We start from the raw sequence: 21,728 nt of genomic DNA, 5'->3' as shown, positions 1-21,728 counted from the left end.
GGCCGCTGACCTGCGGAGGAGTGGGCCGCCAGGGACTCGAACCCTGAACCTATGGATTAAAAGTCCACAGCTCTGCCATTGAGCTAGCGGCCCGCGCGCTCAGGTTACCGGACGGTGCCCGCCGACGACTCTCGGCTTCCGGCCGGTCGGTCGATGCCTGCCTGCCGCACGTTGCATGGGTGCGGGCGGGTGGGGAACCAGACCGGGCATGAAACTGAGCGGCACCCCGGCGGTGGCGGCGTCCGGCGAGGAGGTCGGGCCGGACGGCGTACGTGGGCCGGGCGGGGAAGTGCACGCCTGGCTGCCCGGCCAGAACCAGACCGTCTGCGGGTTGGCGCTCAGCCGGACCCGTCTGCGGCGCTTTCCGCACGTGCGCTTCGACTACTCGGGCACCGACGTGCTCACCGAGGCCGACCCGATCGGTTGGATCTGCCCTCGCTGTCTCGCGGCGACGGCCGGGCGGCGGGGAAAGGAGAAGCACGGCTGGGTCCGGGACTCGCCCCGCCCTTGATCCCGAGTCGATCAAACCGCGCCGCGCCGCGCCGCGCCGGGCCGGGCGGTTGGCGGGCGGCTGGGCGGGTACGGGGTCGGACATGCGGATCGTGGTGGTGGGGGCGAGCGGCAACGTCGGTACGGCGCTGCTGCGGCGGCTGCGCCGGGAGCGGGGCGTGGAGCTGGTGGGGGTGGCTCGGCGGCTGCCCGGCCCGGAGGCTGGCGAGCCGTACGACCAGGTGGAGTGGCACTCCTGCGACATCGGCTCTCCCGGGGCGGTCGGGCAGCTCGCTGAGGTGTTCGCCGGCGCGGACGCGGTGGTGCATCTGGCCTGGCAGATCCAGCCCAGTCACGACCAGCGGGTGCTGCGCCGCACCAACGTCGACGGCAGCCGGGCGGTCTTCGACGCGCTGGTCCGGGTGGGCGTGCCGGCGCTGGTGTACGCCTCCTCGGTCGGGACGTACGCTCCCGGCCCGAAGGACCACCCGGTGAGTGAGCGCTGGCCGGCGACCGGGGTGCCCGGCTCGTCGTACAGCGAGAACAAGGCGGAGGTGGAGGCGCTGCTGGACGGGATCGAGCAGGACCACCCGACGCTGCGGGTGGTTCGGCTGCGACCCGGGCTGATCTTCCAGCGGGACGCCGGCGCGGAGATCACCCGCTATTTTCTCGGCCCGCTGGCGCCGGTGCGGCTGCTGCGCTTCGGCCGGATCCCGCTGGTGCCCACCCACCGCCGGCTGCGGATGCAGGCGGTGCACGCCGACGACGTGGCTGACGCGTACGCCAGGGCGGTGCTGGGTGACGCGCGCGGCGCCTTCAACGTCGCCGCGGACCCGGTGCTCACCCCGGAGCTGGTGGCCCGGCACTTCCATGGCTGGACGGTGCCCGTCGCCGCGCCGGTGCTGCGGGTGGCGGCGGCGCTGACCTGGCGGGCGCGGCTGCAACCCGTGGACGCGGGCTGGGTCGAGCTGGGCCTGAACGCGCCGCTGATGTCCAGCGAGCGGGCGGAGACGGAGCTGGACTGGCATCCCAAGATCAGTTCGCTCACCGCGCTCAAGGAACTTTTTGCCGGGATGGCCGGCGGTGACCACACCACCAGCCCGCCGCTGTCCGGCGCGTCGAACCTGCCCGGCCGGCCGGGCGGTCTGCTCCGCGCCCGCGCCGCCGGCCAGGGCAACCCGTACTGAGGTCAGCTCAGTTTCGAGCCGCTCACGGTGGGGTTGCGGGCGCCGAGGAAGAAGATGCCGGGGAAGCCGCGGGTTTCGAACTTGGCGCTCGGATTGCGGCGCAGGGTGGACTTCTCGATCGTCATGGTGCCGGTGCGGTTGTTGCTGACGAAGAAGATCGCGCCGCCGCCCTCGTTGGCCTTGTTGTTCTCGATGATGGTGCCGGCGATCCGCACGGTGAACTCGTTGCCGTCGCAGTAGATCGCGCCGCCGCTGCCGCCGCCGGGCGTGCCGGACTTGGCCGGGTTGGCGCCGCTACCGATCGCCTCGTTGTGGCTGAGCACGCTGTTCAGCACCACCCAGGAGACGCCGATGCTGCTCAGCGCGCCCCCGTTGGAGCAGGAGCCGCCCTGGCCGGCGGAGCCGCCGAAGGTGCTGCCAACCACGTACACCGGCTTGTTCTCGTACTGGCTGAGCACCCGGATGGCCGCGCCGCCCAGGTCGGGGCCGGTCCGGTCGCAGCGGTTGCGGACGAACCGCGAGTTGACCACCTTGAGCCGCCCGCCGCGTACGAAGATCGCCCCACCGCCGCCGCCCTCGACCTTGTCCCCGGTCGAGTTGCCGTCGGCGAAGGTCAGGTTCTGCACGGTCAGCTGCGGATGGTCCTGGTTCTGGCAGTGCGATGTGGTCCAGCCCTGGGCCTCGTCGCAGGTGTTCATGTAGAGGATGCGGCGCTTCCCCTGGCCGCTCAGCGTCACCCTGCCGCCGCCGTCCAGCACCACCTTCGGCCCGTTGGCGTTGCGGACCTTCGCGGTGGCGGCCATCTTGATCGTCACCGGGGCCGGCCCGCAGTTGAACGTGATGATGCCGCCGGCGGCGACGGCCTTCACCACCGCCGCGGAGGTGCAGCTCGCCGGGGTGCCGGAGCCGATGGTCCGGGTCGACTTCGAGGTGTCCACCGCCCGTGCCTCGGCCGGCACGGTGGCGTTGCCGTTCGGGTTGCCGGCCGCGAGCGCCTTGCCGGCCGGCTTCGGGCTCGGGCTGGCCCCCGGGCCACCGAGGCCGTCCCGGGCCGCCGGGGCGACGCCCTGCTCGCCGGTGGCCAGCGCCTCCGGCTCGGCCGACGGGCTGGGCTGCGAGGCGGCCGGAGCCGGGTCGTCGGGCGCGCAGGCGGGCAGGGTCGCGGTGGCGACACCGAGGACGAGCAGGGCGACAAGCGACGTCATGCGCACCCCGTGATGCTAGGAGCCGCGACGGCGCGGGAGCGAATTCGCCATGCGGGTTTAACCCGTGGCTAAGGCTGGGGGGGTCAGAAGTCGGCGAAGAGGTACGGCACTCCGCGCGGGAAGATGCTCCGCAGCTCCGCGGCGGCGTCCGCCGGCACCTCGCCCAACCCCCGCAACGGCAGCTCCGCCGGATCCAGCACCCCGTACGCCAGGGCGGAGAGCCCGGCGGCCGTGAGCGTGGCGGTCGGCGCGCTGCCGGCGGTGTCGGCGACCAGCTCCAGCGCACCGGTCGTGCCGTCCAGCAGGTGGGTGCCGGCCAACCAGCGGTCCCCGGTCAGCTCGATCCGTACCCGGCCGGGCCCGGCGGGCAGCCCTCGCAACGCGTCCAGCGACAGCACCCGGGCCATCGGGGCGGACGAGCTCGGCACGACCGTTCGCGCCTCGACGTGCACGTCCAGGTCGGTCAACCACAGCTCCGGCAACTCGTCCGGCGGGACCTGGACGGTGATCCGCTCGACCTGGTCGACGTGCCGGGCGAAGAACTGCAACAGCAGCGTCCGCGCGAGCGGGTCGGTGACCAGCAGTTCGTTGCCGTGCAGCGTGCCGCCGTGCTCGTCGATCCGGTAGGTCACCGCGCCGGTGACCTCGCCGGCCACCCGGGCGGTGACCAGCCAGTACTCGTCCCGGTCGCGCAGCCCGACGGCCCGGTAGTCCGGGAAGGTCGAGAACCCGTGCCGCTCGTGGAGGCAGCGCTCGGTAAAGGCGCGCCACGCCGGATAGCCGGCGGCGATGCGCTCCCAGCCCACCTCGCCGGGCAGGTCCGCGCGGAGCAGCGACCCCAGGTTCGCCGGGGTGAAGGTGGCCCTGCGCGGCTTGGGCAACCCGACGTAGCCGAACCGGGCGTAGAAGCTGGGCCGGAACGGGTAGAGCGCACTGAGCGCGTGCCCCTCGTCGCGCATCTCGTCGAGGAGTTGGTGCAGCAGCGTCCGGACGTGCCCCTGGCGGCGGGCCAGTGGATGGGTGGCCACCCCGGCGACGCCGGCCATCGGCAGCACCATCCCGCGCAGGTTCTGCCGCATCGGGATGGCCGTGACGGCGGCCAGCGTGTCGCCGTTCTCCTCGGCGATCAGCGTCCGGTTGCCCTCGTGGTAGGGCAGGTAGTCGCGGAACTCCTGAATCCGGGCGGCGCCGAGCGGCGACGACTCGAAGGCGTATGCGGCCAGCGGGAAGCTGGTGGTGAGACGGTCGTCGTCGGTCACCCGGCGGATGGTCATCGACCCATCCCAACCGGCTCCGACATCGGCCGCAACCGGATTGGGTGAATCCGTCAACGGGTGCCGACGTCGGAGACGACGACGGTGACGTTGTCCGGTGCGCCGGCGTGGTGGGCGAGCTTCACCAGTTGCTCGCCGCACTGCTGGCGGTCGGTGTACATGCCCAGCGTCGCGCCGATGGCTTCGTCCTCGACGTAGTCGGAGAGCCCGTCGCTGCACAGCAGCAGCCGGTCGCCGGGGACCACGGTCAGCACGCCGATCGCCGGTGGGGTGTCGGCGCCCTGCACGGCCCGGGTCACCAGGGACCGCTGAGGGTGGTGCCGGGCCTGCTCGGGGGAGAGCGAGCCCTGGTCGACCAGCGACTGGACGAAGGTGTCGTCCCGGGTGAGCTGGGTCAGCTCCCCGTCGCGCAGCAGGTAGCAGCGGGAGTCGCCGACCTGGGCCAGCACCAGCGTCTCGCCGGCCAGCAGCGCCGCGGTGAGCGTGGTGCCCATCCCCTCGCGGGTCGGGTCGACCGTGATGGCGGCGTGGATGCGCTGGTTGGCGGTGCTGACGACGGCGCGCAGGGCGTCGGCGGCCCCGTCGGAGTCGGTGGGTGGGGCCAGCTCGTCCAGGATCCGGATCACGATCTCGCTCGCCACCTCGCCCGCGGGCAGCCCGCCCATGCCGTCGGCGACTGCGATCAGGCGGTCACCGGCGAGGGCGGAGTCCTCGTTGTTGGTCCGGATCAGGCCGATGTCGTTGAGGATGACCGAGCGGAGGATCAGCGTCATGGGGTCAAGCTTGCCAAGAACACCCCGTCTTCGTCTCTACGCACTACTGCGAAGGGTCGAGAAATGCTGCCGATGTGCACGTTCGGGCCCACCGGGCCGTGGCTCAGCGGCGTGGATAGCGCAGCAGCAGGCTGGCCGCGACCTCCTCGTCACCCACCGCCGTGTAGCTGTGCGGCACGTCGGAGACCCAGCGGATGTGACCGCCGGCCGGTGCGGTCAGCGGCGCGTCGGCCGGGCCGGCGCGCAACACTCCGGCGAAGACGGTGATGTGCTCGGTGACCCCCGGCTGGTGGGCGGGGGAGAGCTGCCCCGGCCCGGGCGCGACCCGCATCCGGTACAGCTCGTAGGTCGCGTCGGCGTCGGTGAACACCTCCAGCAGGGTGGCGCTGACCGCGGTGCCGTGCACGGTGGTGGGCGCGGCGGCCGGCTCGGCCAGCACTGCGGTCAGCGGTACGCCGAGCTGCGCGGTGACCGCCCAGAGCGTCTCCAGGGTCGGGTTGCGGGTGCCGTGCTCCAGGCCGGAGAGGGTGGCCTTCCCGACGCCGGCGAGTCGGGCGAGTGTGGACAGCGAGATCCCCCGCTCCTCGCGCAGGGCGCGGACCCGGCGGCCGACGACGGCGGGATCCACGTCGAGGCCCGGACGGCGGGCTGGTGGTCGGTGCGGCACCCGGCTATCGTGCTACACGCTGTCGTTCCGTAAACGGAACAGTGGGAGGTTGGGATGGCCGGACGGGTGCAACCGCTGCTGGCCGGGGTGGTGACCGCCCTGGTCGGCTTCGCCAGCTCGTTCACCGTCGTGCTGGCCGGCCTCCGGGCAGCCGGCGCGTCGGACGCGCAGGCGGCCTCCGGCCTGCTCGCCCTCTGCGTGGCGTCCGGGCTGGCCGCCGCCTGGCTCGGCTGGCGGTACCGGATGCCGATGAGCGTCGCCTGGTCGACGCCGGGCGCGGCACTGCTGGTGGCGACCGGGTCACCGCCGGGCGGGTGGCCGGTCGCGGTGGGCGCCTTCCTCGTCTCCGGCCTGCTGATCGTGGCGGCCGGACTGTTCCCGCCACTCGGTCGGGCGGTGGCGGCCATCCCGAAGCCGGTGGCCGGCGCGATGCTCGCCGGGGTGCTGCTGCCGCTGTGCACCGCGCCGGTCCGCGCGCTGGTCGAGCTGCCCACGGTGGCCGGCCCGGTGGTGGTCGGCTGGCTGCTGCTGCACCGGTACGCCCGCCGCTGGGCGGTACCCGGCGCGCTGCTGGTGGCGGTGGCGGCGATCGCGCTGACCGCGCCGCCGGCGGGCCTGACCGGTGCCGCACTGACCCCGTCGGTCGCCCTGACCGCGCCGGCCTGGAACGCGTCCGCGCTGGTCGGGCTCGCCCTCCCGCTGTTCCTGGTCACCATGGCGGCGCAGAACGTGCCCGGCATGGCGGTGCTGGTCGGCTACGGCTACCGCCCACCGTTCGGCGCCGCGCTGCGGGCCACCGGTCTGGCCAGCCTGCTGGCCGTCCCGGCCGGCGGGCACGCGGTGAACCTCGCGGCCATCACCGCCGCGTTGGCCGCCGGCCCCGACGCGCACCCGGACCCGGAGCGCCGGTGGGTCGCCTCGGTAACCGCCGGCGTCGGCCTGGCCGTGCTCGGGCTGGGTGCCGGCGTCGCCACCGCGCTGGTCGCGGTCGCCCCGCCGATCCTCATCGAGGCGGTCGCCGGGCTGGCGCTGCTGGGCGCGCTGGCCACCGCGCTCGCCTCGGCGGTGACCGACCCGGCGACCCGGGAGGCCGCCGTGGTCACCTTCGTGGTGACCGCCTCCGGGGTGACGCTGCTCGGTGTGGGCGGCGCGTTCTGGGGTCTGGTCGCCGGCTGCCTGATGCTGCTGCTCTTCCGCCGCGCAGGGGATCAGGCGGGGACTCACTCCTCGGCGGGCAGGTCGGCCACGCCGACCGCGAGGCGCACCCGGCCGTCCGAGACGGCGGCGATCCGGTCGGCCGGGACGTACACCGCGCCGGCGTCCACCAACTCGGTGGAGACCTTCAGGTAGCCGCTGTGCAGCAGCCGTGCCGCCAGATCGGCCGGCACGTCGGGCTCCTCGACCGCGGTGGCCTCGATCAGCTCGTCCAGGCTGCTGCCCGGGTCGGTGGCCGGTGTCTGGACGGTCACCGCGTACGGGTCGCCCCGCTGGACGAGATCCACCGTGCCGACCTCGGCGCCGGCGGGGTCGATCACCGGCATCCCGGTGGTGATCCGCGAGATGGTCGCCTGCTGCTCGTCCTGCTGATCCATCCCATCGCGGTTCCCGGGGCGGTACGCCGCTAAACGCCGTCGCCGCCCCGCCCGACGCTCAGTCAGCCGGCCGCTCCCGCCCGTTCAGCTGTTGGGGAGGGTCCAGCCGCCCGGCGGGCGCGGGGACAGCTCGCGCCAGGTGTCCGGGCCGTCGAGCAGCGCCCGGACCGTCTCCTCGGCCTCGTCCGCACTGCCGTACTCGTAGAACCGGGAGATGCCCTCGGCGCCGCCGGCCCGCTGCTCGACGTGCCACCGGTCGGCGTCCACCCGGAGGAAGACGTCCCGCCGGGCCAGCCGCCCCCATTTCCCGTTCCACCAGTGCTTCCGCTGCTCCATGGGCGGACTCTATCGAACACACGTACGAGAAGGTGCGGCCCCTGCGGGAATCCCACAGGGGCCGATGTGCATCCGTCGGTCAGCGCGGCGCCGGCGGCTCCGTGCGGCGGCCCAGCACGTCGTCGAGCGCACCGCGCTGCTGGCCAGGGGTGGCGTGACCGGCGGAGAGCAGCGCGTCCCGGATCTCGGTGAGCAGCTTGATCTCCTCGCTCGGCGCCGCCGGTGGCGGCTCCTCGCCCCGCTGCCGCCGCTCGGCGAGCTTGTTCATCGGGAACACCACGAAGAAGTAGAGCACCGCCGCGGTGAGCAGGAAGGTAATCAGGGCGTTGATGAACCCCGCCCAGTCCATGAAGTTGCCCTTGCTGATCTCCCACTGGCCAGCGAACTGGTCTTCCCCGCCGCCGACCAGCTTGATGATCGGCTTGAGGAACGAGTTCGTGAGAGCGGTGACCACGCCCGTGAACGCGGCGCCGATGACGACACCGACCGCCAGGTCGATGACGTTGCCGCGCATGATGAAGTCTTTGAAGCCCTTGAGCATCCGTACTCCCGAGGTGTCCGGTTTTCCGTCCGGCACAACCTATGCCCCTCCGGCGGGCTCCAGAAAAGCGCCGGCTTCGATCGCTGCCCGCCCCGGGTCGCCGGCCCGGATCGCCTCGACCAGCCGGGTGTGGTCGACGTAGCGCTCGGGGGTGAGCGCGTCCCCCATCGCCTGGGCGACCGTGCTGCGCAGGGCGGTGCCGACCGAGGCGTACAGCTCGGCGAGCATGGCGTTGTGCGCGGCGGCGACCACCGCGGTGTGCAGCGCCGCGTCCGCCTCGACGAACACGTCCACCCGGCCGCCGCGCCAGGCCGCCTCGCGCTCGGCGAGCGCGCCGTCGAGCGCCGCCATGTCCTCCGGGGTACGCCGCAGCGCGGCGAGCCGGGCGGCCTCCACCTCGAAGGCGCGCCGTACCTCGATCACCTCGGTCATCCGGTCGTCGCCGAGCCGGCGGGCCACGACCGGCGCCAGCTCGTCGGTGGACACCACGTACGTGCCGGAGCCCTGCCGGCACTCCAGCACCCCGGCGTGCACCAGGGCGCGGACCGCCTCGCGGACCGTGTTGCGCCCGACGCCCAGCGCGGCGACCAGCTGTGGCTCGGTGGGGATGCGCCCGCCGACCGGCCACTCGCCGCCCAGGATCCGGGCCCGGAGCTGCTCAGTGGTCTGCCGGACCCGATGGCCGCGGGGCGGCACGGGCGGCGCGGAGGAGGAATCGACCGACGGTGGCACTGGTTACATCACCGGTCCCGAATTCATCCCATGATTGTAGGTTAGAGGTCATGACCCCGCCACCGACCGCCGCTCCGGCGCCGCCCGCCCCCGTCGATCCCGCCCTGGCGAGCGACCCCGGCGCGGGCCGCCGGACCCACCCGGCGACCGGCGGCGCGCTCGTGCTGGTCGGGATGCTGCTGGTCGCGCTCAACCTGCGCGCCGCGGTGACCAGCCTCGGCGCCCTACTCGACGAGGTCCGCGACGGGCTGGGGCTCTCCGGAACCACCGCCGGCCTGGTCACCACCCTGCCGACCATCGCGTTCGCCGGCCTCGGCGCGCTCACCCCGTGGCTGGTCCGCCGGGTGGCGCCGGCCCGGATCCTGGTGGTCGCCATGCTCGCCCTCGTCGCCGGTCAGGTGCTCCGGGTCACCACCGACTCGACCTGGGTCTTCCTGCTCACCAGCGCGTTGGCGCTGGCCGGCATCGCGGTCGCGAACATCCTGCTGCCGATGCTGGTCAAGCAGCACTTCCCGCACCGCACCGGCCTGGTCACCGGGGCGTACACGATGGCACTGACCGCGGGCACGACGGTGGCCGCCGCCTCCGCGGTGCCGATCGCGCACGCCTTCGGGTCCTGGCGGGCCGGGCTCGGCATCTGGGCCGCGATGGCCGCGGTGGCCGTACTCCCGTGGGTGCCGCTGGCGCTGCGGACCCGGGCGTCCGCGCGGCGGGCGACCCCGACGGCGGCCGTCGCCCCGGCGGCGCGGGTCCGGCCGGCGCGGACGCGCCTGGGCTGGGCGATGGCCCTCTACTTCGGCGCCCAGTCGCTCAGCGGGTACGCGATCATGGGCTGGCTCGCCCAGCTGTTCCGGGACGCCGGCTACCAGCCCGAGTCGGCGGGGCTGCTGCTCGCCGGGGTGACCGCGCTCGGCGTGCCGATCGCGCTGCTGATGCCCACCGTGGCCGGCCGCCTGGCGACGCTGCGCCCGCTGGTGCTCGGGCTGACCACCGCGTCGGCGCTGGCCTACCTCGGGCTGGCGCTGGCCCCGCACGGCGCTGCCGTGCTCTGGGTGATCCTGCTGGCGATCGGCCAGGGCGCCTTCCCGATGATCCTGACCACCATCGGCCTGCGCGCACGGACCGCCGAGGGGACCGTCGCGCTGTCCGCGTTCGCGCAGAGCACCGGGTACGTGATCGCCGCCCTCGGCCCGCTGCTGGTCGGCATCCTCTACGAGGTCACCGGCGCCTGGACCGCGCCGATCGGGTTCCTGCTGGTCGCGCTCGCCGTGCAGACGGCGGCGGGCATGGCGATCGCCCGTCCCCGCTACGTCGAGGACGAGTGAGGAGCGGCAGCGGTCAGGAGGAGGCCGGCGTCGGGTCGCCGGCGACGGCCTGATCCACCGTCGGGTAGGTCTGCAGCACCTCGACCAGACCGCTCACCTCGAGGATGCGCAGCACCCCCCGCTGCGGGGCGGCCAGCCGCACCACGCCGCCGGCCTCGTCGCAGCTGTTCTTGGCGCGGACGAAGACCGACAGACCGGTCGAGTCGCAGAACGAGACCTCCGCCAGATCGAACACCAGCCGGTTGCGGCCCTTGTCGAGCAGGTCGGTGATCTGGTCCTGCAACTGGGGTGCGGTCGCCATGTCCAACTCGCCCGCGACCGACACGACGACCACGTCGCCGCGCTGTTCCGTGTGCACCGTCAAGGACATTCGCCAGACCTCCTGTTATCGGGGGAACGGTATCCCACGATGGGGGTCACACGCAGAACGGGAGCCGGGATCCGGTGACCATCGTCATTCCATTGCTGCGGGGCAAGTAGTGCAGCAGCCCCCGGTGATAGAGTCCGCCCGGTCCAGGTCGAGGGGGGTTTCGCAATGGCGTTGAGCGCCGAGGAAAGTGGTCGGCTCGCCGCGCTGCTCGGCGGACACGCCGAGCGGGTCACGCAGCGGTGGACCGAGATCGTCGCCCGTTCGCTGCGCGGCCGGTTGAGTCAGGCTGAGCTGCGCCGGCAGGTCCAGGATCTGCACAGCGCCCTCGTCGCCGCCGGCGAGCACGGCGCGATCGACCTGTCCGCCGACAACGCCGCCGAGCTGCGCGCCGCGCTCTCCGACCTGTCCCGTGGCCGGGCCCGGCAGGGCTTCTCCGCCACCGAGACCGCGATCAGCGTCTTCGCGCTCAAGGAGGTGCTGGTCGGGCTCGTGGAGGAGGCCGGCGGCGACAACGCGCTGCGCGACTACGTCGCCTTCTCCGGTCTGGTCGACGAGCTGGGGCTGTTCACCTTCGAGAGCTTCGTCCGCACCCGGGAGAGCCTGATCGCCGACCAGGCCGAGCAGCTGCTCGAGCTCTCCACGCCGGTGGTCAAGCTCTGGGAGGGCGTGGTCGCCGTCCCGCTGGTCGGCACCCTGGACTCGGCCCGGGCCCAGGTGGTCATGGAGCGGCTGCTGCAGACCCTGGTCGACACCGGCTCCCCGTACGCGATCATCGACATCACCGGCGTCCCGGCGGTTGACACCCAGGTCGCCCAGCACATCCTGAAGACCGTGGTGGCCGCTCGTCTGATGGGCGCCGACTGCATCATCTCCGGCATCCGTCCGCAGATCGCGCAGACCATCGTCGCGCTCGGGATCGAGTTCGGTGACATCGCCACCAAGGCGAGCCTCGCCGACGCGCTGCGCCACGTGCTGCGACTCAACGGGGTGGAGACCGCCCGCCGCCAGCCGCGCCGGGACGCCTGATGGAGCGCGTGCCGATCCTCAAGATCGGTGACATCCTGCTCGTCTCCATCCAGCTCGACATGTCCGACCAGACCGCGGTCCAGCTCCAGGAGGACCTCGCCGAGCGGATCGTCGCCACCGGCTGCCACGGCGTGATCATCGACATCACCGCGCTGGACATCGTCGACTCCTTCGTCGGGCGGATGCTCTCCACCATCGCGTCGATCTCCAAGGTGCTCGACGCGGAGACGGTGGTGGTCGGGATGCGCCCCGCGGTCGCCATCACCCTGGTCGAACTCGGGCTGTCGCTGAACGGCATCCGTACCGCGCTGAACGTCGAGCGCGGCATGGAGCTGGTCGCGGCGGCCCGCGCCGATGAGCTCGACTACCAGCTCGACGACGATCCGGACGCCGAGACGGCCACGCCGTGACCGCGGGCCTCGACCTGGGTCACCCGCAGGCGCAGGCGATCCGGAGTGACGAGGACGTGGTGCGCGTCCGGCAGCTGGTCCGCGCCGTGGCGGTGGCCGTCAAGCTCTCCCTGGTCGACCAGACCAAGGTGGTCACCGCGGCGAGCGAGCTGGCCCGCAACACCCTGGTGTACGGCGGCGGCGGCACGGTGGAGGTGACGACCGTGGACAACGGACGGCGCCGCGGGGTCCGGATCGTCTTCGTCGACTCCGGGCCCGGCATCCCCGACCTCGACCTGGCCTTCACCGACGGCTACACCACGGGCGGCGGGCTCGGTCTCGGTCTCAGCGGCGCCCGGCGACTCGTCGACGAGTTCCAGATCGAGACGTCGGCGGAGACCGGCACCCGCATCTCGGTCACCAAGTGGTCGCGGTGAACGGGGACCCGGTCACCGACAGCGGCGTCTGGTTCCGGGTGGAGGCCGGCAGCACGGCCAGCTCCGTCCGGCGTGCCGCCGAGCGCCTCGGCGAGCAGGTGGAGCTGGGCCAGCCGCGCATCGCCGACCTGGCCATCGTCGCCGCGGAGCTGACCAGCAACCTGGTCAAGCACGCCGAGGACGGTGTCCTGCTGCTCCGGCCGGTACGCCGCGCCGGGCAGGCCGGCGTGGAGCTGGTGGCCATCGACTCCGGGCCCGGCATGGCCGACCTGAGCGTCTCCTCCCAGGACGGGCACTCCACCGCCGGCACGCTCGGCATCGGACTCGGGGCCATCGTCCGGCAGGCGAGCTGGTTCGACGGATACTCGCTGCCCGGCCGGGGCACCGTCCTCGCCGTGCAGGTCTGGCCCGCCGAGCCGGCCCAGCCGTCCTGGGCTGGTGCCCTCACCCGTCCGCTGACCGGCGAGACGGTCTGCGGTGACGGGTACGCCGTCCGGGTCGCCGACGGCCGGCACCAGGTGCTGGTCAGCGACGGCCTGGGGCACGGCCCGCTGGCCGCCGCCGCCACCGAGGCGGCGCTGGCCGCGTTCCGCGACGCGCCGGCCGGCCCGCCGGCAACGGTCGTCAGCCATCTGCACCGGTCCATGTCGTACACCCGCGGTGCGGCGCTGGCGGTCGCCGAGCTGGCGCCGGAGGCCGGGTTGCTGCACTACGCCGGGCTGGGCAACATCACCGGCGTGGTGGTCGAGGGCGACGGTCAGCGCCGGGGGCTGGTGTCGCTGCCCGGCATCGCCGGGCACCAGCGGCCGACGATCCGGGGGTACGACTACCCGTTCGGCCCGGGCGCCCGGCTGGTGATGCACAGCGACGGAGTGGTCGACCGCTGGCGGTTGACCGACTACCCGGGCCTGGCCGAGCGGTCCCCGCTGGTGATGGCGGCGACCCTGCTGCGCGACGCCGGCGTACGGCGCGACGACGCCTGCGTGCTGGTCGCGAGGTCCTGGGCATGACCGGGGAGCCGACCGCGCAGCCGCTGCTGCAGATGGCGCTGCGGGTCGAGCAGGACATCTTCGTGATCCGCCAGCGGGGCCGTGAGGTGGCCGCGGTGGTCGGCCTGGAACACCAGGACCAGATCCGGATCGCCACCGCGCTCAGCGAGGTGGCCCGGGACCTGCTCCACGCGGTCGGGGGAGCGGACGTCTCCTTCCACGTCGACGCGGGTGTCGACGGCCGGTTCCACCTCCGCGCCGACCTGGCTCCGGCGGCCCCACTGCCGGACGGCCGGTACGAGCCGCAGTCCGGCGCGGTGTCCCGGCTGGTCGACACGCTGAGCGTGTCGAGCGTCCAGGGGGCTACGGTCGTGAGGATGTCCCGACGAGTCCCGGCCAACGCGCCGACGCCAACCCCGGAGCGGCTCGCCGAGTTCCGCGCTGAACTCGGCCGTACCGCGCCGGCCAGCGCGCTGGACGAGCTGACCGTGCAGAACGGGCAGCTCATCGCGGCGCTCGACGAGGTACGCAGCCAACGCGACGAACTGGCAGTGCTGAACGAGGAGCTGGCCGAGACCAACCGGGGCGTGCTGGCGCTCTACAACCAGCTGACCGAGGAGCTGGAGGAGACCAACCGGGGCGTGGTCGCCCTCTACGCCGAGCTGGACGAGAAGTCGGCCCAGCTGCGCGCGGCGAGCGAGTCCAAGAGCCGGTTCCTGGCCAATGTGAGCCACGAGCTGCGCGCTCCGGTCACCGCGATCATCGGGTTGGGGCGGCTGCTCACCGACTCCTTCTCCGACCCGCTCACCGCCGAGCAGGCTCGCCAGGTCGACCTGATCCGCTCCTCGGCGGCGGACCTGCTCACGCTGGTCAACGAGCTGCTCGACCTGGCCAAGGCGGAGTCCGGCCGGATCGAGCCGGACTGGGCCGAGGTGGACCTGCGCCCGGTCTTCGGCCAGCTGCGGGGCACGCTGCGCGCGCTGGCCACCCGGCCGGAGGTGGAGCTGGTGGTCGAGGAGCCGCCCGCCCCGGCCGTGCTGCGTACCGACGAGGTGCTGCTCGGCCAGGTGCTGCGCAACCTGCTGCACAACGGGTTGAAGTTCACCGAGCACGGTGAGGTGCGACTGCGGGCCGAGCAGCGGGACGACCGGTGGAACTTCACGGTCAGCGACACCGGCCCGGGCATCGCCCCCGAGCTGCACGATCGGATCTTCGAGGAGTTCTACCAGGTGCCGGGTGCGACCCGGGTCGGCGGCACCGGCCTCGGCCTGCCGTACGCCCGGCGGCTGGTGACACTGCTCGGCGGGACGCTGGAGTTAACCAGCGAGCCGGGCCGGGGCAGCACGTTCACAGTTTCCCTGCCCGTGGGCGGAGTGTGACGGTGGACGGCGGGCCGGCGACCGTTCTGGTGGTCGATGACAGTCGGACAAAGCGTTACCTGCTGGTCAGCTGGCTGACCCGGGCCGGGTTCACCGTGCTGGAGGCGGAGAACGGCGCCGAGGCGCTGGCGCGGGTCGAGGTGGACCGGATCGACCTGGTGGTGCTCGACGTCCGGCTGCCCGACGTGAGTGGCTACGAGGTCTGCGAACGGATCAAGGCGGCGCACCCGGCGATGCCGGTGATCCATGTGTCCGCGCACGCCGTGGACGTCGCCGACCGCGCCCAGGGGCTGACCCGGGGCGCGGACGCCTACCTGACCGAGCCGATCGAGCCGGAGGAGCTGATCGCCACCACCCGGGCGGTGCTGCGCTACTACCGGGCCCGGCAGCGCGCCGAGCTGCTCGCCGAGCGGCTGCTCGGGCTGGCCGACACGACGGTGGCGGTGCACGCCGCGCCGACCTTCACCCGGCTGCTGGAGGCCGCCGCAGCGGGCGCCGCGCAGATCTTCAAGAGCCCGGCGGCGGTGATCGCCGAGACGTTCGACGGCGACTGTCTCGCCGGGATCTGCACGGGGCCCGGCGCCGAGGCCACCGTGGTGCCGTGGGTCGTCGACGACGCCGGAGTGCCCACCGGCTCCACCGTCCGGGTGGAGGCGCCGGCGCGTTGGGGGCTGCTCGACTGGCCGGCGGACGACTCGGTGACCGTGGCCGCCGCCCGGCTGCGGGAGGACCGCGCCCCGCTGTACGTGGTGGTCCCGACCGCCACCCAGACCGCCCGGACCCCGGTGCTCGTGCAACTCGCGCAGGCCGTGGCGGCGGCCGTGGAGGCGCAGCGCTCGTTCGACGAGGAGCACCGGATCGCGGTGACCCTGCAGCGCAGCCTGCTGCCACGCCGGCTTCCCGACGTGGCCGGGCTGGACCTGGCGGTGCGCTACGAGCCGGCCAGTGCCCAGACCGAGGTGGGCGGTGACTTCTACGAGCTGGTGATGCTCGACGGCCACCTGCTGCTGGCGATCGGCGACGTGGCCGGCCACTCGCTGCACGCGGCGACCGTTATGGCCGAGCTGCGGCACGCGGTGCGGGCGTACGCGGTCGAGGGGCACCAGCCCGGCGAGATCCTGCACCGGGTCAACGAGCTGATGCGGACCCTGCTGCCGAACGAGCTGGCCACCCTCTGCGTGCTGCTGCTGCACCCGCCGACCGGGCGGGTCCGGCTGGCCAGCGCCGGTCACCTGCCGCCGGTGCTCAGCCTGGACGGCAAGGTCGAGTTCGTGCAGCACTCGGCGCCGCTGCTCGGCGTCCGCGCCCCCCGTCCGGCCGACCTGGAGTTCGTGGTGCCGGCCGGAGCCACGCTGGTGTTCTACACCGACGGGCTGATCGAGCGTCGGGACGCCACCATCGACGAGGGGCTGGCCGCGCTCGCCGCGTCGTCCAGGACGGTGGACGCCGACCTGGAGCGGTTCTGCACCCGGCTGCTGGTGGAGCTGGCCCCACCGGAGATCCAGGACGACGTGGCCGTGATCGTGCTGCGCCGGCACTGAACCGGCGGCAGCCCGGCCCGCCGAGCACTCAGTGGACCGATCGGGCGTACGCGGCCGGTGACACCCCAGCGACGGCCGTGAAGTCACGGACCAGGTGCGCCTGGTCGCTGTAGCCGAGGTCGGCGGCGAGGCCCGCCCAGTTCAGCGGGCCTCCGGCGGCCTGCTCGACGGCCTCCTGGAGGCGGTAACGGCGGATCACCCACTTCGGGCCGACCCCCACGTATTCCGTGAACAGCCGTTGCAGCCGGCGGACCGGGAGGTCGTGGCGCGCGGCGAAGTGGTCGACCCGCAGCACCGTCCGGTCGGTCCGGATCGCCTCGGCCAGCCGGACGGCCTCCTCGACCGCCGGGTCCGGCTCGGGCGCCCAGGCGGTGAGCAGGGCGTCCAGCGCGCGGCAGCGCTCATCGTCGGTGCCCGCGCACACCGGGTCGTCGGGCGGGGCGAGCCGGCCGGCGGGCAGCGGCAGCCGGCGGCCGGTCAGCTCGGCGACCGGCCGTCGCCAGAACGGGTGGAAGCCACCGGGCCGGAACTGGACCCCGCAGACCCGGCCGGTGCCGGTGAGGGTGATTCGGAACAGGTTGCGGCCCACCCCGGCCACCTCACCGGCCTCCGGCCCGTCGCCGTCGCGCCGGAACACCACGTTGACCGCCGGGTGCGGGACGACCCGCTGCTCGAACGGTGCGCTCAACGCCCAGTCGATCAGCCAGTAGTGCTCGACCCACGGGCGTAGCGACTCCGCCGGCAGGCGCCGCCGGAAGTGAACCTCGCGCAGCAACCGGCCCGGGTCCAGGATGCCCCGGCTGTCGCCACGCGGTCGCTGTCGCATTTTTTCAAGACCACCCTCATACGCTGGCCCTATGGCCACTCACACTAGCGATCTGCTGGCGGCTGCCGCGCCGCGAACCGTCGACGTTGTGCGCGGCATCGCCGACGATCAGCTCGACCTGCCCACGCCGTGCCGCGACTACCTGGTCCGGGACCTGCTCAACCATCTGTTCGAGGTGGTGGTGAACTTCCAGGAACTGGCGGTGAAGCGGCCGGTGGAGTGGTCCGAGAAGCCCGACCACCTGGCCGACGGCTGGCGGGACCGGTTCGAGACGGAGACCGGCCGGCTGATCGCCGCCTGGTCGGACCCGTCCACCCTGGAGGGCTTGTCGCCCGGCATGGGCATGCCGCAGACCGTCGTCGGTGGCATGGCGCTGCTGGACCTGACCGTGCACGGCTGGGACCTCGCCGTCGCCACCGGCCAGGCGTACGAGCCGGCCCCCGAGGCGGTGGCCGAGCTGCACGGCCTGGTCGAGCAGTTGGGCCCGACCGCCCGCAAGATGGGCGTCTTCGCCGACCCCACCCCGACCCCCACCACCCAGGACCCCAAGAACCTGCACCACCTCCTGGCCCACACCGGCCGCACCCCCACCTGGCCCTCCATCTCGTGAGCATTCTCCGGCGGTCTTGAGGATGTCCTGGCCGCACGGTGTTCCCGGGCGCCGGGCCGGAGCGCATCTCAAGGTATTTGTCGACGTTGGTCCGCAATCAGCCGTGTTGACTGACAATTATCGATGGGATAAATTCCCATGACTGCTTGATACGAGGGTCTCAATTACGGGGGTAAGGCGCGATGAAGAAGCGGGCTTTCTTGCTTGCGGTTGCCGCTACGGCATCCGTTCTCGTCGGCGTGTCAGGGTCGGCCCAGGCCGCACCGACCGGCTGTTCGGCGACCGCCGTCGGTTACGGCTCCGGCGCATACTGCAGCGGCGGCACCGGAGAGTTCAGGGCAAAGACGCGTTGTGACAAGCCGTGGGCCCCGGACTACGACCGTTACGGCGCCTGGATGGGCGTTGGCACCTGGTCGTCTTTTGCCAAATGCGACAACGGGCACGTCGCTTTCAACGCGACGTGGCAGACGCGGTAGTCAGATCTCTGGATCGCGTGCTGCTCGCGCGGTGAATCCGAAAAGGAAACGCTCGTCGGGTCCGGCGCGGCCGCGCCGCGCGCCTACTTCGTGGCGCAGGACGCACTCGACCGGGAGCAGAGCCTGCGCGACGGTGTCGACACGGGCGCCGACTCGTTCTATCTGTCCACGATGGATCTGGTCGACTCGGCGGTCGCGCTGGCCGTGCTGATCGCCGCCGGAGGGCTGATCGTCGCGCTGGTGGAGGGGGTCGTGTCCCGCCGCCGGGCGTACGCCGCCCTGGTCGCCACCGGCGTACCGCGGGCCACCCTGAGCCGCTCCGTCGCCTGGCAGGCGCTGGCTCCCGCCGTGCCGGCGATCGTGCTCGCCCTCGGCGTGGGCACGCTGCTCGGCCGCGGGCTCTTCCCGAAGGCGACGACGGGCATGTCGTCGGCGGAGATCTGCGACGCCACCGCGGCTCTCTGCGACGATCCGGTGACCCGCCAGCAGTACGTCCGGGTCGTGGAGACCGCCGGGCCGAGCGGATTCCGGAGGTACCGCTCGAACAGTTGGCCTGGCTGGGCGGTGGCGCCTTGGCTGCAGTGCTGGTGACGGTCGGTGTCGGGCTGCTCTTCCTGCGCGCCAGCACCGCCGTGGAGGAGCTGCGTACGACCTGAGCGGATGTAACGCCCCAGGTAGCGGTGCCGCTGTCTGCACCAGAGACCCGGACCATCGGGTTTCCGGCGCCGGACCGGACGGTTCGCGGCGCGGTAAGGGTGGGAGTTCGGCAGATGCACAATCAACCGGGCGGCGCTCCGCCGGTGTTCGTCGATGGGACCGGCCGGCGTCGCCGCCTGACCGTCATCGCCGGGGCCGCGATGGCTCTCGGCCTGCTCACCAGCCTCGGGCTTATCGCCGCCGGGCTCTTCCTGGACACCTCGGTGCCGCTGCCCGGCTGGTCCGACGACCCTCGTGCACCGCTACCGGTGGAGGCCGGCGTGGACGGGATCAACCAGCCGCAGGTCGCCGATCCGCCGTCGCCCTCTCCGGTGACCGGCACATCGGCCTCTCTGCCCAGCCCCACCCCGACCGCCGGCCCCCGGCGCTCCGGCCCGCCGGCCACGGCCAGCGTGCCCCCATCCGCCACCGACCAGCCGGGCCGGGGCGACGAGCATCGCAACACCGCGAGGCCGAGCAGGCCGCCCGGTAAGCCGCAGTGACGATGGCGCGACACGTGGCCCGGCGCGATCCGCGGGCACACTGGCTACTTCTTCTGCTCGGACTGCTTCTGCTGCTCGCGGCGCTCACCGTCAACGGCGTGGTGACCGGTATCGCCGGTGGCTCCGGTGCCCCCGCCGCCGATGGTTCCGTCACGGCCGGCGTACCGGCCCGGGTCGGCTCGGGCGGCCCGGTATTGCGGCTGGATCGGGCGGAGCCAGTCAGCCGAGCCCTGCCGGACCGGACAATCGCGCTGACCTTCGACGACGGGCCGGACCCGCGCTGGACCCCGCAGGTGCTCGACGTGCTGCGCCGGCACGGCGCACACGCGACCTTCTTCGTGGTCGGGGCCCGCGTCAACGAGCATCCGGAGCTGGTTCGGCGGATCCTCGCCGAGGGCCACGAGATCGGGTCGCACACCTTCACCCACGCCAACCTCGCCGCCGTGCCGGCGTGGCGGCGTGACCTGGAGCTGTCACTGACCCGTAAGGCGATCGCCGCGGCGACCGGCCAGGAGACCACCCTGCTCCGGCCACCGTTCTCCTCGGTGCCGACCGCGCTGACCGGGCCCGAGTACGCCGCGCTGCGCGCCGCCGCTGGGACCGGGCACGTCGCGGTGCTCGCCGACCGGGACACCAGGGATTGGCAACGCCCAGGTATCGACGAGATCGTGCAGGCGGCCACTCCGAAGCGGGGGCAGGGCGCCGTGGTGCTGATGCACGACGGGGGCGGCGACCGGGCGCAGACGGTGGCTGCGCTGGACCGACTGCTGCCCACCCTGACCGGCCAGGGCTACCGGTTCACCACCGTCTCCACCGGCATCGACGCCTCGCCGTCGATGGTTCCGGCAGGCGGTGGCACGCGGTTGAGTGGCGCCGCACTGCGCTGGACCCAGACCGGTGCCCGCTGGTCGGCTGGTGCGATGAACCTGCTGCTCGCCGTCGCCCTGGTGCTCGGCGTGGCGCGTCTGGCGGTGCAGGTCTTCTGCGCCCAACGGCACGTGCGCCGGGTCCGCCGGCAGCGGCCGGGCCGGGCAGAGGTACGCGCCCCGGTGTCGGTGATCGTTCCCGCGTACAACGAGGCGGCGAACATCGCCGCCACGGTCCGTTCCCTGGTCGCCAGCGGGTACCCGGCGCTGGAGGTGATCGTGGTGGACGACGGATCGGACGACGGCACCGCCGACATCGTCGAGCGGATGCGGCTGCGCGGGGTACGCGTGATTAAGCAGGCCAACGCCGGCAAGCCGGCGGCGCTGAACACCGGCATCCGGGCCGCCCGGGCGAACCTGCTGGTGCTGGTGGACGGCGACACCGTGTTTCAGCCGGACACCGTGCACCGGCTGGTGCAGGGCTTCGCCGACCCGTCGGTCGGCGCGATCAGCGGCAACACCAAGGTCGCCAACCGGCGCCGGCTGCTCGGCCGGTGGCAGCACCTCGAGTACGTGATCGGCTTCAACCTCGACCGGCGGATGTACGACGTGCTGGAGTGCATGCCGACCATCCCCGGCGCGATCGGTGCGTTCCGCCGGGAGGTGCTGCTGCGGGTAGGCGGGGTGCCGGCGGACACGCTGGCCGAGGACACCGACCTGACCATGCAGGTGCTCAGGGCCGGGTGGCGGGTGATCTATGAGGAGTCGGCCATCGCCTGGACCGAGGCCCCCTCGTCGCTGCGCCAGCTGTGGCGACAGCGCTACCGCTGGTGCTACGGCACGATGCAGGCGATGTGGAAGCACCGGCACGCGCTGCGCGAGTCGGGTGCCGGCGGCAAGCTCGGGCAGCGCGGGCTGCCGTACCTCATGGTCTTCCAGATCGTGCTGCCGCTGACCGCGCCGGCGGTCGACGTGTTCGCCGTCTACGGCCTGCTCTTCCTGCCCTGGTCGACCCTCGCCCTGGCCTGGGCCGGGCTGCTGTTGCTCCAGGCGGCCACCGCCGGCTACGCGCTGCACCTGGACCGGGAGCGGTACGGGCCACTGTGGGCGCTGCCGTTCCAACAGTTGGTCTACCGGCAGCTGATGTACCTGGTGGTGGTGCAGTCGGTGGTCACCGCGCTGATCGGCAACAGGCTGCGCTGGCAGCGGATGGTGCGTACCGGCGAGGCCGCGGCGCTGGTCGGCGCCGGTCGCCGCTGACCGGCCGGCACTGCCGGTCCCCGGACCTGACCGGCCTGCTGATCTCCTGGTCCGCCGGTCAGGTCGGGGCGTGGAAGAGGCCCGCGGACCAGGAGATCAGCAGGCCGACGGCAGCGGAGCAGCAGCAGACGAGCAGGGCGGCGGCCACCACCGCGAGGATCATCCAGGCGGATGCGCGCCGGGCCGCACCCGGCGGCGCAGCGGTCCCCGCCTCGTCCTCGTCGGTCATGGCCGCCCCC

At 73.1% G+C, this 21,728-nt stretch carries 24 protein-coding genes, 1 tRNA gene and 1 pseudogene; 14 read left to right on the top strand and 12 right to left on the bottom strand.

Annotation, left to right across the window (positions count from 1 at the left end; all coding sequences use genetic code 11):
* Nucleotides 1-21 precede the first annotated feature (21 nt).
* Nucleotides 22-93 (bottom strand) — tRNA-Lys (locus ACFYPS_RS29220).
* Between the two features lie 115 nt (nt 94-208).
* On the opposite strand from ACFYPS_RS29220, the gene ACFYPS_RS29215 reads away from it, so the two are divergent.
* Complete coding sequence (locus ACFYPS_RS29215) at nt 209-511, top strand: hypothetical protein (RefSeq protein WP_354967242.1); 303 nt, start codon at nt 209-211, stop codon at nt 509-511.
* 82 nt (nt 512-593) lie between these two features.
* Nucleotides 594-1,676 (top strand): NAD-dependent epimerase/dehydratase family protein, encoded by a 1,083-nt coding sequence (locus ACFYPS_RS29210; protein WP_354967243.1) that lies wholly within the window; start codon nt 594-596, stop codon nt 1,674-1,676.
* A gap of 2 nt (nt 1,677-1,678) precedes the next feature.
* Here ACFYPS_RS29210 and ACFYPS_RS29205 read toward each other — a convergent pair whose 3' ends face one another.
* From ACFYPS_RS29205 to ACFYPS_RS29190, 4 genes are all read right to left on the bottom strand, one after another.
* Nucleotides 1,679-2,881, bottom strand: coding sequence for a hypothetical protein (locus ACFYPS_RS29205; RefSeq protein ID WP_354967361.1), 1,203 nt, complete (start codon nt 2,879-2,881; stop codon nt 1,679-1,681).
* 83 nt (nt 2,882-2,964) lie between these two features.
* The gene (eis, locus tag ACFYPS_RS29200; RefSeq protein ID WP_387328521.1) at nt 2,965-4,140 is read right to left on the bottom strand and encodes an enhanced intracellular survival protein Eis; all 1,176 of its coding nucleotides are present in this window, start codon (nt 4,138-4,140) and stop codon (nt 2,965-2,967) included.
* Nucleotides 4,141-4,208: 68 nt separating this feature from the next.
* Nucleotides 4,209-4,928 (bottom strand): PP2C family serine/threonine-protein phosphatase, encoded by a 720-nt coding sequence (locus ACFYPS_RS29195; protein ID WP_354967245.1) that lies wholly within the window; start codon nt 4,926-4,928, stop codon nt 4,209-4,211.
* 103 nt (nt 4,929-5,031) lie between these two features.
* Nucleotides 5,032-5,595 (bottom strand): XRE family transcriptional regulator, encoded by a 564-nt coding sequence (locus ACFYPS_RS29190; protein WP_354967246.1) that lies wholly within the window; start codon nt 5,593-5,595, stop codon nt 5,032-5,034.
* 54 nt (nt 5,596-5,649) lie between these two features.
* Between ACFYPS_RS29190 and ACFYPS_RS29185 the strand changes: the two are divergent.
* A pseudogene (locus tag ACFYPS_RS29185) lies at nt 5,650-6,720 on the top strand (benzoate/H(+) symporter BenE family transporter); the annotation flags it as partial.
* A gap of 95 nt (nt 6,721-6,815) precedes the next feature.
* On the opposite strand, the gene ACFYPS_RS29180 reads toward ACFYPS_RS29185, so the two are convergent.
* From ACFYPS_RS29180 to ACFYPS_RS29165, 4 genes are all read right to left on the bottom strand, one after another.
* The gene (locus ACFYPS_RS29180) at nt 6,816-7,187 is read right to left on the bottom strand and encodes a hypothetical protein (protein ID WP_354967247.1); all 372 of its coding nucleotides are present in this window, start codon (nt 7,185-7,187) and stop codon (nt 6,816-6,818) included.
* A gap of 84 nt (nt 7,188-7,271) precedes the next feature.
* Nucleotides 7,272-7,523, bottom strand: coding sequence for a hypothetical protein (locus ACFYPS_RS29175; RefSeq protein WP_089018164.1), 252 nt, complete (start codon nt 7,521-7,523; stop codon nt 7,272-7,274).
* A 79-nt stretch (nt 7,524-7,602) separates the two neighbouring features.
* Nucleotides 7,603-8,064, bottom strand: coding sequence for a large conductance mechanosensitive channel protein MscL (gene mscL / locus ACFYPS_RS29170; RefSeq protein WP_354967248.1), 462 nt, complete (start codon nt 8,062-8,064; stop codon nt 7,603-7,605).
* Between the two features lie 39 nt (nt 8,065-8,103).
* Nucleotides 8,104-8,796, bottom strand: coding sequence for a FadR/GntR family transcriptional regulator (locus ACFYPS_RS29165; protein ID WP_354967249.1), 693 nt, complete (start codon nt 8,794-8,796; stop codon nt 8,104-8,106).
* A gap of 50 nt (nt 8,797-8,846) precedes the next feature.
* On the opposite strand from ACFYPS_RS29165, the gene ACFYPS_RS29160 reads away from it, so the two are divergent.
* Complete coding sequence (locus tag ACFYPS_RS29160) at nt 8,847-10,121, top strand: MFS transporter (RefSeq protein ID WP_387328514.1); 1,275 nt, start codon at nt 8,847-8,849, stop codon at nt 10,119-10,121.
* 13 nt (nt 10,122-10,134) lie between these two features.
* Here ACFYPS_RS29160 and ACFYPS_RS29155 read toward each other — a convergent pair whose 3' ends face one another.
* A complete protein-coding gene (locus ACFYPS_RS29155) occupies nt 10,135-10,491 on the bottom strand; it encodes an STAS domain-containing protein (protein WP_354967250.1) in 357 nt (118 codons plus the stop codon).
* A gap of 165 nt (nt 10,492-10,656) precedes the next feature.
* On the opposite strand from ACFYPS_RS29155, the gene ACFYPS_RS29150 reads away from it, so the two are divergent.
* Genes ACFYPS_RS29150 through ACFYPS_RS29125 form a run of 6 tightly spaced genes read left to right on the top strand, consistent with a single transcriptional unit; the run spans nt 10,657 to nt 16,252 of the window.
* Nucleotides 10,657-11,517 (top strand): STAS domain-containing protein, encoded by an 861-nt coding sequence (locus ACFYPS_RS29150; RefSeq protein WP_354967251.1) that lies wholly within the window; start codon nt 10,657-10,659, stop codon nt 11,515-11,517.
* On the top strand, nt 11,517-11,927 hold the full coding sequence (locus tag ACFYPS_RS29145) for an STAS domain-containing protein (protein WP_354967252.1): 411 nt from the start codon (nt 11,517-11,519) through the stop codon (nt 11,925-11,927). Before ACFYPS_RS29150 ends, ACFYPS_RS29145 begins: the two co-directional genes overlap by 1 nt.
* Nucleotides 11,924-12,343 carry an ATP-binding protein gene (locus ACFYPS_RS29140; RefSeq protein ID WP_354967253.1) on the top strand — a complete coding sequence of 140 codons (420 nt, stop codon included), beginning with the start codon at nt 11,924-11,926 and terminating at the stop codon, nt 12,341-12,343. The genes ACFYPS_RS29145 and ACFYPS_RS29140 overlap by 4 nt, the downstream gene beginning before the upstream one ends.
* Entirely contained in the window at nt 12,340-13,353 is a 1,014-nt protein-coding gene (locus ACFYPS_RS29135) for a SpoIIE family protein phosphatase (RefSeq protein ID WP_354967254.1), read from the top strand. Before ACFYPS_RS29140 ends, ACFYPS_RS29135 begins: the two co-directional genes overlap by 4 nt.
* Complete coding sequence (locus ACFYPS_RS29130) at nt 13,350-14,711, top strand: sensor histidine kinase (protein WP_354967255.1); 1,362 nt, start codon at nt 13,350-13,352, stop codon at nt 14,709-14,711. The genes ACFYPS_RS29135 and ACFYPS_RS29130 overlap by 4 nt, the downstream gene beginning before the upstream one ends.
* 2 nt (nt 14,712-14,713) lie before the next feature.
* Nucleotides 14,714-16,252: a SpoIIE family protein phosphatase gene (locus ACFYPS_RS29125; protein WP_354967256.1), complete on the top strand. Its 1,539-nt coding sequence runs from the start codon at nt 14,714-14,716 to the stop codon at nt 16,250-16,252.
* A gap of 28 nt (nt 16,253-16,280) precedes the next feature.
* Here ACFYPS_RS29125 and ACFYPS_RS29120 read toward each other — a convergent pair whose 3' ends face one another.
* Nucleotides 16,281-17,078: an AraC family transcriptional regulator gene (locus ACFYPS_RS29120; RefSeq protein ID WP_354967257.1), complete on the bottom strand. Its 798-nt coding sequence runs from the start codon at nt 17,076-17,078 to the stop codon at nt 16,281-16,283.
* Between the two features lie 31 nt (nt 17,079-17,109).
* Between ACFYPS_RS29120 and ACFYPS_RS29115 the strand changes: the two genes are divergently transcribed.
* The 4 genes from ACFYPS_RS29115 to ACFYPS_RS29100 all read left to right on the top strand — a co-directional run bounded on the left by ACFYPS_RS29115 (nt 17,110) and on the right by ACFYPS_RS29100 (nt 21,489).
* A complete protein-coding gene (locus ACFYPS_RS29115; protein WP_387328507.1) occupies nt 17,110-17,688 on the top strand; it encodes a TIGR03086 family metal-binding protein in 579 nt (192 codons plus the stop codon).
* Between the two features lie 566 nt (nt 17,689-18,254).
* Nucleotides 18,255-18,755 (top strand): FtsX-like permease family protein, encoded by a 501-nt coding sequence (locus tag ACFYPS_RS29110; protein ID WP_354967260.1) that lies wholly within the window; start codon nt 18,255-18,257, stop codon nt 18,753-18,755.
* Between the two features lie 179 nt (nt 18,756-18,934).
* Nucleotides 18,935-19,363 carry a hypothetical protein gene (locus tag ACFYPS_RS29105; protein ID WP_354967261.1) on the top strand — a complete coding sequence of 143 codons (429 nt, stop codon included), beginning with the start codon at nt 18,935-18,937 and terminating at the stop codon, nt 19,361-19,363.
* A 2-nt stretch (nt 19,364-19,365) separates the two neighbouring features.
* Nucleotides 19,366-21,489: a bifunctional polysaccharide deacetylase/glycosyltransferase family 2 protein gene (locus ACFYPS_RS29100; RefSeq protein ID WP_354967262.1), complete on the top strand. Its 2,124-nt coding sequence runs from the start codon at nt 19,366-19,368 to the stop codon at nt 21,487-21,489.
* 58 nt (nt 21,490-21,547) lie between these two features.
* Here the strand turns inward: ACFYPS_RS29100 and ACFYPS_RS29095 are convergent, their stop codons facing one another.
* Nucleotides 21,548-21,718 (bottom strand): hypothetical protein, encoded by a 171-nt coding sequence (locus ACFYPS_RS29095; protein WP_354967263.1) that lies wholly within the window; start codon nt 21,716-21,718, stop codon nt 21,548-21,550.
* Nucleotides 21,719-21,728 lie beyond the last annotated feature (10 nt).

Source organism: Micromonospora sp. NPDC005087 (assembly GCF_042872965.1).
In the GTDB taxonomy this organism is placed as follows: Bacteria; Actinomycetota; Actinomycetes; order Mycobacteriales; family Micromonosporaceae; genus Micromonospora.
The sequence above is the reverse complement of the archived record's forward strand: the minus strand, read 5'-3'. Positions and strand labels throughout refer to the sequence as shown.